Annotated in this window: 16 protein-coding genes; 11 read left to right on the forward strand and 5 right to left on the reverse strand. The window is 50.9% G+C overall.

Annotated elements, in window-relative coordinates:
• Positions 1-154: 154 nt before the first annotated feature.
• From AQR02_RS08220 to AQR02_RS08265, 10 genes are all read left to right on the forward strand, one after another.
• Entirely contained in the window at positions 155-475 is a 321-nt protein-coding gene (locus AQR02_RS08220) for a carboxymuconolactone decarboxylase family protein (protein WP_054940155.1), read from the forward strand.
• A 39-nt stretch (positions 476-514) separates the two neighbouring features.
• Positions 515-1,099 (forward strand): DJ-1/PfpI family protein, encoded by a 585-nt coding sequence (locus AQR02_RS08225; RefSeq protein ID WP_054940156.1) that lies wholly within the window; start codon positions 515-517, stop codon positions 1,097-1,099.
• Between the two features lie 29 nt (positions 1,100-1,128).
• Entirely contained in the window at positions 1,129-1,917 is a 789-nt protein-coding gene (locus AQR02_RS08230; RefSeq protein ID WP_054940157.1) for a hypothetical protein, read from the forward strand.
• A 64-nt stretch (positions 1,918-1,981) separates the two neighbouring features.
• Positions 1,982-2,404 (forward strand): Rrf2 family transcriptional regulator, encoded by a 423-nt coding sequence (locus tag AQR02_RS08235; protein ID WP_054940158.1) that lies wholly within the window; start codon positions 1,982-1,984, stop codon positions 2,402-2,404.
• Positions 2,405-2,811: 407 nt separating this feature from the next.
• Positions 2,812-3,363: a GNAT family N-acetyltransferase gene (locus AQR02_RS08240; protein WP_054940159.1), complete on the forward strand. Its 552-nt coding sequence runs from the start codon at positions 2,812-2,814 to the stop codon at positions 3,361-3,363.
• Between the two features lie 3 nt (positions 3,364-3,366).
• Entirely contained in the window at positions 3,367-3,801 is a 435-nt protein-coding gene (locus tag AQR02_RS08245; protein ID WP_054940160.1) for a hypothetical protein, read from the forward strand.
• A 202-nt stretch (positions 3,802-4,003) separates the two neighbouring features.
• Positions 4,004-4,876 carry a VOC family protein gene (locus tag AQR02_RS08250; RefSeq protein WP_054940161.1) on the forward strand — a complete coding sequence of 291 codons (873 nt, stop codon included), beginning with the start codon at positions 4,004-4,006 and terminating at the stop codon, positions 4,874-4,876.
• Between the two features lie 34 nt (positions 4,877-4,910).
• Positions 4,911-5,246, forward strand: coding sequence for an NAD(P)-dependent oxidoreductase (locus AQR02_RS35495; protein ID WP_054940162.1), 336 nt, complete (start codon positions 4,911-4,913; stop codon positions 5,244-5,246).
• Positions 5,247-5,270: 24 nt separating this feature from the next.
• The gene (locus tag AQR02_RS08260; RefSeq protein WP_425339965.1) at positions 5,271-7,280 is read left to right on the forward strand and encodes a Na+/H+ antiporter; all 2,010 of its coding nucleotides are present in this window, start codon (positions 5,271-5,273) and stop codon (positions 7,278-7,280) included.
• 2 nt (positions 7,281-7,282) lie between these two features.
• The gene (locus tag AQR02_RS08265; RefSeq protein WP_054940164.1) at positions 7,283-7,810 is read left to right on the forward strand and encodes a GNAT family N-acetyltransferase; all 528 of its coding nucleotides are present in this window, start codon (positions 7,283-7,285) and stop codon (positions 7,808-7,810) included.
• Positions 7,811-7,984: 174 nt separating this feature from the next.
• On the opposite strand, the gene AQR02_RS08270 is transcribed toward AQR02_RS08265, so the two are convergent.
• The 4 genes from AQR02_RS08270 to AQR02_RS08285 form a co-directional block, all read right to left on the reverse strand.
• Positions 7,985-8,434, reverse strand: coding sequence for a threonine/serine exporter family protein (locus tag AQR02_RS08270; protein WP_342447476.1), 450 nt, complete (start codon positions 8,432-8,434; stop codon positions 7,985-7,987).
• Between the two features lie 3 nt (positions 8,435-8,437).
• Positions 8,438-9,205: a threonine/serine exporter family protein gene (locus AQR02_RS08275; RefSeq protein ID WP_054940166.1), complete on the reverse strand. Its 768-nt coding sequence runs from the start codon at positions 9,203-9,205 to the stop codon at positions 8,438-8,440.
• A gap of 160 nt (positions 9,206-9,365) precedes the next feature.
• Entirely contained in the window at positions 9,366-9,968 is a 603-nt protein-coding gene (locus AQR02_RS08280) for a YitT family protein (protein WP_054940167.1), read from the reverse strand.
• A 117-nt stretch (positions 9,969-10,085) separates the two neighbouring features.
• The gene (locus tag AQR02_RS08285) at positions 10,086-10,604 is read right to left on the reverse strand and encodes a DUF3231 family protein (RefSeq protein WP_054940168.1); all 519 of its coding nucleotides are present in this window, start codon (positions 10,602-10,604) and stop codon (positions 10,086-10,088) included.
• A 181-nt stretch (positions 10,605-10,785) separates the two neighbouring features.
• Between AQR02_RS08285 and AQR02_RS08290 the strand changes: the two genes are divergently transcribed.
• A complete protein-coding gene (locus AQR02_RS08290; RefSeq protein WP_054940169.1) occupies positions 10,786-11,007 on the forward strand; it encodes a hypothetical protein in 222 nt (73 codons plus the stop codon).
• Positions 11,008-11,114: 107 nt separating this feature from the next.
• On the opposite strand, the gene AQR02_RS08295 is transcribed toward AQR02_RS08290, so the two are convergent.
• The coding region (locus tag AQR02_RS08295) for a helix-turn-helix transcriptional regulator (RefSeq protein ID WP_148449144.1) at positions 11,115-11,563 on the reverse strand (449 nt) is incomplete at its 5' end.

Below are 11,563 nucleotides of genomic sequence, written 5' to 3' on the forward strand. Positions count from 1 at the left end.
CTGTCAGGAGCAGCCTATTTGTTTTAGGACGGGATAGCATGCCAGGCGTAGATTTTGCAAAATATTCCCTGTTTTGTGACGCGTTTAACCGAACTGCCGGCTTCTTTACGCTAGTGTAGAACTGTTACGGTTAAACAAACGGGAGGGATTGGATATGGAGGGTTCGCCGCAAGTCAGTAATTCGTTTATGACGTTTATGAAGGAAGCGCCAGAGCAGCAGCAGGCCTGGATGGAAGCGGTTCACAAGCTGGATGCCGCAAGCAGACTTGATCCCAAGACGGAAGAAATTGCCTATATTGCCGTCTTAGCTGCGGTTCGGCTGGAGAGCGGCTTGCCGTTTCATGTGAAGCATGCCAAACAGCTTGGGGCTACGCGGGATGAGATTATTAGTGCGGTACTGCTGGGTCTTCCGGCAGCGGGCAATGTGGTGGTGCAGGCGCTGCCGGTAGCTTTGCAGGCTTATGATTCAGAGTAATGAACTGCTGCATTGCCGCAGGGGAAAGGAGGAGTCCCGGTGAAGATTGCCTTTATTCTTTTTGACGGGATGACATTTCTGGATTTCGCCGGTTTCTATGATGTGATCTGCCGGCTGGGACAATTTGAAGCAGGTAAAGGTCTGGAATGGGACATTTGCGGCATCTCGGATGAGGTGACCGATGAGCTGGGGCTGAAGATGAAGACCGGCCGGGTGATGCCGGATTTATCGGCATATGATCTCGTTTTTGTGCCGGGCGGACTCGGTACGAGGAAGCTCCGCCTCGACGAAATATTCATTGACTGGCTGCGCGGTGCTGCAGCTGCGCCTTATAAAGTATCCGTGTGTACAGGTTCGCTGCTGCTGGGTGCAGCAGGTTTCCTGCAGGGGTGCGGCGCTACAACGAATCCCTCAGCTTACAGTTTACTGGAGCCCTACTGTCATAATGTAGTAAAGGCTCGTATTGTTCAACACGGCAACGTTATTACCGGCGGCGGTGTTTCCACTTCGATAGATCTGGGCTTGTACGTGCTGTCACTGCTGGCGGGTGAAGAGGCAATGCGCGTTGTGAAGCAGCAGATTGATTATCCTTATATCACGCAGGAAATAGTCCAGTGGCAGTAGAGTTAACTAAGGAAAGGATGTCATGAGGCGTGAGCGGAAAAAAAGCGGAGGAAATACATTTTCAGAAGTGGATTGAGAACCGGGAGCATTGGCCGCTGCTGGAGGGCTATATGCATGACAACAGCGGACTGCCCGGACCGCGGGCCAATCTGGAATTGGCTGCAGGCTTTGCACAGAATTTTGCGGATACAAAGATATCGGATACTGCCTGGGCGCTTCTGTGTTCGTGGGTAGATGCTCCTGGAGAATTTCTGGTTTTCTGTGCAGTTCAGGCTTGCGGAGCCCACTACGCTTATGCAGATGGCCAGCGCCGCCGCCTCGTAGAAAGTGTGCTTAAAGCAGCGATGAATGATGCGGGGTGGCGGGTACGCGAGGCGGCTGCGATCGGTCTGCAAAGCATAGGGGAGTCCGATTTCAGACTTTTGAATCAATTGCTTGACGGCTGGAGAGAAGACGCTAATCTACTGGAACAGCGGGCCTTTGTCGCCGCCCTTGCCCACCCGCCGCTGCTCAAAAACCGTGACCATGTGTTATACGCTCTGGACCTGGCAGCCGGAATTACGGACGGTATCCTGCATGGAGCTGCGAAAGGCTGTGATCCCGAGCATTTCCGGGTGTTGTCCAAGGGTCTGGAGTACAGCCTCAGCCTCTTTGCGGCCGCTGAACCGGAAGCAGGTTTTGCCCTGTTGAGCAGGCTGGCGGAGAGCGGTGATGCCCGGGTGCTAAGGATTGTGAAGAGCAATCTGGGTAAAACAAGGCTTAGCAAAAAGTACCCTGACAGGGTTCGTGAGCTGATGGCAGGATTGACAATGGTTTAAAATGTAACTATTATTGTTGCATCTACAGCTTTTTTTGTCTGAAGGCTCCAAAGGAGAGATAACCATGAATATCAGCACCCGGTTTGCGGTCGCTATTCATATTTTGACTTTAATTGACAGTAATAAGGAAGGCAAGAGTACCTCTGAGTGGATTGCCGGCAGTGTGAATACCAATCCGGTCGTCATCCGCAGGCTGACAGGGATGCTTCATAAAGCAGGCCTGGTGGATGTCCGTCCTGGTGTGGCCGGAGCTAAGCTAACACGCAGTGCTGCGGAAATTACGCTGCTGCAGATTTATAAAGCCGTTAATGCAGTGGAGGATGACAGCTTGTTTGCGGTGCATGACCATCCCAATCCTGAGTGTCCTGTAGGTAAGAACATTGCAGGTGCTATTGTACCGGTCTTCTCGCTGGCCCAGAAAGCAATGGAAAATGTGCTGCAGGAAGTTACCCTGGATCAGATCGTGAACCAGATTCCAGTGGCCTAGGTAAACAATAAACTGTGTTCATTCCGAATTTAAGAAAGCTTTCAGCAGGATTTTATCTGATTTTAAGGTTCGGGGAGTATAGTTAAGGTCTCCACCCCCCAGTGGATACATTTTTAGTCGGATCCTGCCGTGCATCGGCGGGATCCTTTTGTTGTTCGCCGCAAGCTGGACTGCAGAAGTAATCCATTCAGGCAAGCGGCAAAATTCAGCTAAACTTTATGTCCTTTTCATCCGCTTTTAAGCTTCGGGCGTTATAGTAACCACATGACCCCCCCTTATAATAGACTTTGGCCCTGCCGGATGACGGTAGGGCTACTTTTTTGCCATTCGAGCCGCTGCTTTACACAATATTCCAGTTAACTTAGACTGACAATAGGGACTATATGTTGTTATAAGGAGTGACTGCTTTGTTGTTATATGGTAACGGAGAAGTAGATGTCAGAAGCTTAGAGCCTGAGGATGCGGAGCTGCTGGTTAACTGGCTGTCAGATCCTTCTGTGCTGGAGTATTACGAAGGACGCGACCGTCCGCATGATATAGACAGGGTACTGGAGCATTTTTATGGTGATGACACAGAGGAAATAGGGCGGGGCATTGTCCGGTACAATTCACAGGATATCGGTTACATTCAGTTTTATCGGTTAGATGATGCGGAGCGGGGGATTTACGGATATTCGGAATTTGCCGGCAGCATCTATGGCATGGACCAGTTTATCGGGAACCCTTCCTTTTGGAACCGGGGGGTCGGATCGCAGCTGGTCAAAGAAACGGTACAGTACCTGATTGAGGTAAAGCAGGCCGGTAAAATTGTCATGGACCCGCAATGCTGGAATCGGCGGGCGCTGCATGTGTATGAGAAAAATGGCTTTGTAAGAAAACAACGGCTTTTAAAACATGAATGGCATGAAGGTGAACTAAGGGACTGTTGGCTGGTCGAACATGCAGGAAAAGGGGAATAGGGGATGAAGATGAAAACAAATCAAATAACTATTCTGGCGGCGAGCTTGATACTGGGCTTGTCACTTATCATTGGCTGTCTGATTCTTGGCAATGAAAGAGCCTCAGGCACGGAGAAGGAGATAGAAGCGCAGATTGCAGAGACCGGGACGGAGGCCAAGACACAGGCTGCATTGATGGAGCAGGCCCGGTCAAAGGATAAAGCGGTAATGACGCTTCAAGAAACGGCACAATTCCTGAATATGCAGGAGGCTCAGGTGCTGAACATCATCAAAGCAGAGAATGCGATCTTAAGCAACAACGGAGTGTTTACGGGTGTCCGTCTGCCTTATTTTAAAATAGACGCAGAGTTTATGTTCACCAAATCAGCAGTCCTGGAGTGGGTTCAGATTGTGACGGCAGAGAACCGGATCTACAGCGGAGACAGAATTATTAAATGAATAGTGTTAAGTGAGTGATTGCAAATGTGAACCCCTGGCACTGATTGCGAAAGTAATTGACAAACTTTTAAAATGCTACTATACTAAAGTTAGTTAAAGTGTAACGGTAACTGTTACAGGTGGATGTTATTAGCAGCAGAGGTTAAACTAAGCCGCGTGAAATAGGTTTACCGAAAGCGGCATACCTTCAGGAGGCGTTAATATGACAGCAACAGCGACATTACATGAGGATGTTCAAATTGGTCTTGTACAGATTAGAGTAAGCAATTTGGAGCGTTCACTCGCTTTTTATCAGAATGTGGTCGGACTTAAGGTGTTGCGCACGCATGGACGCGTAGCGGAATTGACGGCAGACGGACGGCAGGTGCTGCTTGTTTTACGGGAAATTGAGCATGCCCGGATGCAACCCCGTAAGGGAGCAGGGTTGTATCACTTTGCGATTCTCGTGCCTGACCGCCCGAGTCTCGGCCTGGTGCTGCGAAACCTGATCGACTCAGAGATTGAGGTCGGCCAAGGTGACCATCTTGTGAGCGAAGCTCTCTATATTCAAGACCCCGATAATAACGGGATTGAGCTGTACCGTGACCGGCCGCGGGACACATGGAAACGTGATGCTCAAGGAGACTATATCATGACTACCGATCCGGTAGATGTGGATGGTTTACTGGCGGCTTCCGAAGGCTTAACCTGGAGCGGCCTGCCTGCAGGCACCGTGATCGGACATGTTCATTTTCATGTGGGTGATCTTGCCCAGGCTAAGAAATTTTATGTTGATGCGCTCGGCTTTGAGCCTACCACCCATTACGGGAACTCGGCGCTGTTCATCTCGGCCGGCGGTTATCATCACCACATGGGGCTGAACATCTGGGCGGGTCAAGGCGCACCTGCAACACCGGATGATGCGCCGGGAATTGATTATTTCACCCTGCAGCTGCCGGATGTCCGGGAGGTTGCTGATGTGGCAGAACGGGTACGCCATGCGGGATATTCTGTGGCAGAAACAGCGGACGGAGTCACACTTACGGATCCCTGGAACATTGGCATTAAGCTGATTACGATTCCGCAGAGTAACTAATTATCGGTTCATTTAACTTTTAGAAAGACGTATTATGAAGATAGCAGTTATTGGAGCAAGCGGCAAAGACGGAAGCGGGATCGTAAAGAAAGCGCTAAGCAGAGGACATGAAGTAACGGCCATTATGCGGGGTGCCGCAAAGGCTGCGGATAGCGGAGCGGCAGTGCTTGAAAAGGATGTTTTGGCTTTGAGGGCAGATGATTTAAGAGGATTTGGGGCCGTACTAGAGGGGGCAATGCCGGAGGATACGGCTTGTCTCCTTCTGTTCTTTGTTCGTGTAGATGATAGGCCTGGTAAACGTTTTGCTCTTCTTTTGTCGCAGCAGCGGGGTTTAGGATATAATAATAGAGAAAAATTGGATTGGAGTTGATGCAGCCTGGAGACTTTTCTTGCCGTGCTTTTACTGCTCGGGCTTATTGCGGCATCAAATATTGTGAACCGGTTTATTCCGTTTGTGCCGATTCCGCTGATCCAGATCGGGCTGGGTGTAATTGCCGCAATGGTCCCGACAGGAATACATATGTCCTTTGAACCGGAACTGTTTTTTTTATTATTTATTGCGCCGCTGCTGTTTAATGACGGCAAACGGACACCGCGTGATGAGCTATGGAATCTGCGGGCGCCCATTCTGCTGCTAGCTCTGGGGCTGGTCTTCGTAACGGTATTTGTGGCGGGATATGCCATCCACTGGATGATCCCTGCGATTCCGCTGGCGGCATCGTTTGCGCTGGCGGCAATTCTCTCGCCGACCGATGCTGTTGCGGTGAGTTCGCTGGCGGGAAGGGTGCATCTGCCTGGCAGTATTCACCGGATACTGGAGGGCGAATCGCTGATGAATGACGCTTCCGGTCTGGTCGCCTTTAAATTTGCCATTGCCGCTGCGGTTACCGGAGTCTTCTCATTGCCCAAAGCGGCACTGAGCTTCGTGATGATTGCGGCCGGCGGCCTGCTGCTCGGGGCATTGCTGTCCTTTCTGCTGATCCGGTTAAGCGTATTTCTCCGCAGGTTCGGCATGGAGGACGTCACCATGCATGTGCTGCTGCAGATCCTTACCCCGTTCATCATCTATCTGATCAGTGAGGAGATCGGAGTATCCGGCATCCTGGCGGTCGTAGCCGGAGGTGTAGTCAATGCGATCGAAAAGGACCGTGCCGTCTCGCCGCAGTATAAGCTGCAGTTGGTGTCGGCCAGCACCTGGTCGGTGCTGCTGTTTATCCTCAACGGGATGGTGTTCCTAATTCTCGGGGTGTCGGTTCCGGATGTTGTAGAGGTCATTTACCATGATCAAAGTGTTAATAATTTAATGGTGGCCGGCTATGTTCTGGTCATTACGATGCTGCTTATTGTGCTGCGTTTTCTCTGGTTATACCTCTATTCGATCTTCGAAAGCCGCCGGCTGAAGGTGGAGCGGACACCGCTTAAATCACAGCTGATTACCTCCATTTCTGGTGTACGGGGAGCCGTTACATTAGCCGGAGCCTTTTCTATTCCTCTGACGCTGGGAGACGGTTCACTCTTTCCCCAGCGTGACCTGATTATTGCGATTGCGGCAGGCGTTATCCTGATGTCGCTGCTGATTGCCAGTGTCCTGTTACCGCTTTTGGCAGAGAAAGAGGAGACTGCAGCTGTAGTTCTGAAGGAAGGCACGGGGAATCCGGAGCTGGCCGCAAGATCAGTAGTAATTGATGCGGGCATGACTATGCTGCGGAGCCTCGTCACCGAGACGGGCGGGGGCTCGGCACAGCCTGCTTTGCTGGAATTTACCGACAAAATCGACCGCCTCTGCGGTCTAAAAATTGAAAATGATCCTAAATCGGAGCAGTTCCGCCGCTTAGGGATTGAAGCCCGGCTCAGCGGCCTGGAGGCGGAGCGGACGGAGCTGCGGCGGATGACGGAGAACGGCATGCTGCCGGCACCTGTCGCAGTGAAGATGGAAGAACTGCTGGATCATAAGGAAGCCGTCCTATGCCGGCGGTTCGATACACAGGTGAAATTCTCTTTGACCGAGATTCAGCGTCTTCTCTCAGGGATATTCACCGGGCGGCTTAGCGGCGACGAAGGCCGCCAGGCAGTACAGAATGCCGAAGAGGCCCGAAAAGCTAAAATCGCGATGTGCCAGGCGGCGGTCACGGCCGTCAGCAGCGGGATTAATGAGAAAAACCGCGAAGCTGCACAGCTGGTCATTGACAAATATGAGAAGATGGAGTCACGGCTTGAGCAAGGAGAAGGATGGAGCAAGGAAGGGGTGATCGACGATCAGAATCTTGAGCTTAAGCTGAAGGCAATCCAGGAGCAGCGGGATACGGTGCAGCAATTGTACCAGAACGGGGCGATCAATCTCAAAATCGCCGGCAAGCTGCGCCGGTTCGTTGATCAATTAGAAACATCAATCTGGGAGGATTAAAAATGGGGGAAATCACTGCCGGCGGGCTGTCTTTTGAGGAAATTAAGGAAGAGCATTTGGCTGAGGTGCTGGATATTTATAATTATTATGTGCTGAATACGACGATCTCCTTCCATACCGAACCACAGACCTTGCCGGAAATGCGCAAGTCTGTGGTAAGCGGCGATCCGCGCTTCAAATCCTATGCCATCATGCAGGACGGCAGGTTGGAGGGTTACGTACTGATTGCCAGACATAAGAATAAGCAGGCCTATGATACTTCCGGTGAAATCAGTGTGTACCTGAAGCCGGGCAGCGGCGGACGGGGACTTGGCGGACAAGCGCTGCGGTTTATTGAAGAGCGGGCTGCCGAGCTTAAGTTCCATGTACTGGTCGCTACGGTGTGTGCGGATAATGAGCCAAGCCGCCGCTTGTTTACCAGACACGGTTACGAGCAGAGCGCCCTGTTCAAGGAAATCGGCCACAAGTTCGGACAGTGGCTGGATATTGCCAGCTATCAGAAGATTATCGGCCAATCTTCCTCCAGCTAGAAGCTGCCGTTAAGAATCAGCAGAGCATAGCAAAGTCCGCCCGCCGCAAGGATGATATTCCTTGCGGCGGGCGGACTTTGCTGTGTTATCGGTCTGATGTATCTGTTAAATGACATTCATACTATGCAAATTAGACGGATCTGACCAATGTAAGCTGAATTGTTCCTTAAGGCCTCAGGCTTTCTTCCGCCGGAATATTTGTCCGAGCACTTCACTAAGCACAAGTCCGGTGGCGATGGCTCCGGATAGCAGCAGAGCCTGTACGGCAAACTGAATCGCCTGATTATTATCATTCTCCACGAACCTGCGCATCGCATCATACGCCAGTCCCCCCGGGACAAGCGGAATAATCCCTCCGACGCTGAAGATAATGACAGGCATCTTGAAGGAACGGGCAAAGATTTGGCTAATCACCCCGACAACAACGGTGGCTAAGAAGGTGGCAATCACCGTATCCCACCGTTCATCAAGCTGGAGATACAGTATCCAGCCCACCATTCCGGCGAAACCGCATTGCAGCAGCGCACGCCCTGGCGCATTAAACAGAATGCAGAATGCGGCAGCGGCAATAAAGCTGGTTATCAATTGCAAAATCATGAAGGCTTGACCTCTTTCACTCCTTATATTTTAGAAAAGCGACAGCACAAGCCCGATTCCTGTTCCAATCGCAAAAGCGGTCAGGAAGGCATCTGCTCCCTTGGACAGGCCGGAGACCAGATGCCCGGCCATGAGATCACGGACGGCATTGGTAATGAGCAGACCCGGAACGAGCGGCATCACGGACCCGATGATAATCTTGTCCATCTCCTGGCCGATGCCAGCTTTGACAGACAGGAAAGCAAGCAGGCCGATCAGGAACGAAGCGCTGAACTCCGCGAAGAATCTGATCTGCACAAGCCGGTGCAGGTAGGTTGCTGCGGCGAAGCCTAATGCTGATGCTAGAAGGGCCGGGAGGGCATCCCACAGGCTGCCTTTGAACATTACGGTGAAACATGCGCCGGTAAGGGCAGCTGCAGCGATCTGCAGCCAGGCCGGATAAGCATGCGCGGCATCGTCAACAGCCCCAAGCCGCTCGCGGGCTTCGGCTGCTGTGAGCTGGCGCTCGTTGAGACGGCGGGAGATGTCGTTGACCTCCGACACCTTTTTCAGATCGGTTGTCCGTTCGGCGATCCGGAACAGCTTTACCGGCTCGGTTCTGCTCGTCGTAAACATAATAACCGTAGGGGTCACATAGCTGTGTGCTCCGGGAAAACCTAAGGCTGCTGCCATGCGGGACATGGTGTCCTCCACACGATAGGTTTCCGCGCCGCTTTGCAGCATGATTTTACCAGCCAGCAGGCACAGGTCGATAATATCATGCGCGGAAGTATTGCTGTTATTGCTTGAGCTATCCAACTTCGTTCGATCCTCCCTTGGAGTGTTATATATCCGATTGTCGCCGCAATTTCACAAAAGATCAACCTGAATTGCTGTTTTTTACGGAAATAATAAAAATTTATTGAAAGTTTTAACTAGATATTAACTTTTTATTTCCAGTTTACGATATAAGCATCCGTTATTTCCAAGTGCTGTGAGGTTTGTTTTCCATGGTACATAATCCCGTCGCCACGCCTCCCGAAAAGATCGTTAGGACCGAATGGAAAAAGGTTTCTTTAGAGATGAGTAAACCGCCGGCCCCGATAATTAGAATATCCGTCAGAAAAATAATGACTCCCACATTTAGCGGAACATACCGTTTCATAAATTTAGCAAGCAGATCCGTCCCCCCAGTACTCGCCTTGAAACGCAGCATCAGCCCAAGACCGCTGCCCATCAGAAAGCCGCCGATAATGGCGCTGGAGATGGAGCCGAGCTCTATGTAATAGAGAAAATAAAACTGGAGCGGCCCGAGCAGCTCAATCATGATCGAGGAGATAACAAGCCCGAGTATGCTGTTATAGAAAATGTCCCGTTCCTTTACCCATGCAAGGAGAAAAATAGGGAGGCTGCACACGATGATAGCCAGTCCGATTTTTGTACCAGTCATATAATTGATAATGAGGGCAATGCCGATTATTCCGCCGTCCAGAATTTTGTAAGGGACAAGGAAAAAATTAGTTCCCGCTGCAATAAGCACTCCCCCCAATAATATGACGGTGTACCGTAAAAATGGGTGCATATTCAACATCTCCAAAATGAGGCATGTCTTAATGAATATGCTTGGCCCTTACAAAAAATAGCTGGAAAGCAAAAAAATCCTGCTTACGCAGGATTAGACGGGGACATGCCCGGACTATTAGACCGGCACAGGCTCCGGAGTTTTAAGCTGAAGGGGAGGCGGGACCAGCCAGCCCTTCTTTTTATTCATTTTGAGCAGCTGCAGCCCCAGTGCGGCCATTTGCGCATGGAATTTCATGAACATTGCCCCGAGGTCCTCGCGGATCGAGGTTCCCATAGCCTGGCTGCATACAACGAGGCCTAACGAAGCTGCGGCGGAAAGGGCAGCAGCAATTTCAGGATCGGAGAAGCGTGCTCCGGCAGGGATATCCTCCAGCTTCACTGAAGGCCTGTCGGGGAGTCCGGGAGGAGGTATGATGCCATGTATTTTCAGAAGCTTGTCACATTCCTTGATTTCCCGGTGGACCTGATCGATGAAGTTATCAAGGACTTCTTTCAGATCCTGATCACCTGCATGATAATGAAAGGCCTGGAAAGTGGATAAGGACATTTTGGCTGACGCGGAAAATTGCCACAGGTTGAAGATTTCCCCGTAGTGCAGCGGTTCATCTTTGGAATTTCCGGATAGAACACCCATAATAATACAACTCCTTCACAGATAAAGTTAGGAACGTGGAGTTAGGATGTCCGGCATAACTTATTTTATACGGAGATAAACTGTAAGTTCAACATTAAGTCTTGCTGAAGCGGATAAAAGATTATATATTAATAGTAAATGTTACGAATAATATATTGCACGCAAAGCAGGTGAACAGCGGATGGACTATACATATAAAGTACTGGAGAGCGACTTGGACTTGCTGGCAGCCGCGCTGTCGGAGGTTCCGGTAGCGGTTGCCGTAAAGGAGTATGAGGATGATATTCTGGAGGATGGCGGACGCATCAGAGAATATACCCCCAATTCTGTTCGCATCCGAGGATTGTCCTACAGCCGGGAGCTGTATGAATTTCGTGCCTATCCTATACACATGGGAGAATAAGCTTTATTCCATCAAGACCTCCAGATTAGCCTTTACTGCTTCGGCAGTTAAAGAAAGGCTGATACGGGGTTTTTTGATGTTTTCACCATGAGCAGCCGGTATGCGGATTATCGTGAATACCGCTTACGGTAACGCAGCGGGGAGATGCCGATCTTGCCTGTGAACCGCCGTGAGAAGTAAGCCGTGCTCTCAAACCCTGTGCGCTCCGCGATCGCCGAAACAGGAATTTCCGTCTTAAGCAGCAGCAGCTTGGCCTGCTCCAGCCGGTAATCGGTCAAGTACTCCATCGGTGTCAGCCCGTAGACACGCTTCATGCAGCGGGTTAAGTAGTTATAATGGAAATGCAGTTCATCGGCGAGGAGTGTATTGGTAAGCGCTTCCGCATAATGATTGCGGAGATATGCCTCTGTCTGCTCAGCAATCTCTACCGCATGGCTTCCTGCCGCATCCAGCTGCGCCAGATCCATCATCCGCAGCATCTCCTCGAAGATCCGCTGCTGCTGCCACACTGCACTGGAGCGTCTGGCGCGGTTCAACTGCAGCAGCAAATCCGCTT

This window comes from Paenibacillus ihuae, from assembly GCF_001368795.1.
Classification (GTDB): Bacteria; Bacillota; Bacilli; order Paenibacillales; family Paenibacillaceae; genus Paenibacillus_AQ; species Paenibacillus_AQ ihuae.

What these genes read in the sequence shown, in the direction of transcription:
- AQR02_RS08220 (WP_054940155.1), top strand. Translation starts at nt 155, where the DNA reads ATGGAGGGTTCGCCGCAAGTCAGTAATTCGTTTATGACGTTTATGAAG.
- AQR02_RS08235 (WP_054940158.1), top strand. Translation starts at nt 1,982, where the DNA reads ATGAATATCAGCACCCGGTTTGCGGTCGCTATTCATATTTTGACTTTA.
- AQR02_RS08245 (WP_054940160.1), top strand. Translation starts at nt 3,367, where the DNA reads ATGAAGATGAAAACAAATCAAATAACTATTCTGGCGGCGAGCTTGATA.
- AQR02_RS08250 (WP_054940161.1), top strand. Translation starts at nt 4,004, where the DNA reads ATGACAGCAACAGCGACATTACATGAGGATGTTCAAATTGGTCTTGTA.
- AQR02_RS35495 (WP_054940162.1), top strand. Translation starts at nt 4,911, where the DNA reads ATGAAGATAGCAGTTATTGGAGCAAGCGGCAAAGACGGAAGCGGGATC.
- AQR02_RS08265 (WP_054940164.1), top strand. Translation starts at nt 7,283, where the DNA reads ATGGGGGAAATCACTGCCGGCGGGCTGTCTTTTGAGGAAATTAAGGAA.
- AQR02_RS08280 (WP_054940167.1), bottom strand. Translation starts at nt 9,968, where the DNA reads ATGCACCCATTTTTACGGTACACCGTCATATTATTGGGGGGAGTGCTT.
- AQR02_RS08285 (WP_054940168.1), bottom strand. Translation starts at nt 10,604, where the DNA reads ATGGGTGTTCTATCCGGAAATTCCAAAGATGAACCGCTGCACTACGGG.
- AQR02_RS08290 (WP_054940169.1), top strand. Translation starts at nt 10,786, where the DNA reads ATGGACTATACATATAAAGTACTGGAGAGCGACTTGGACTTGCTGGCA.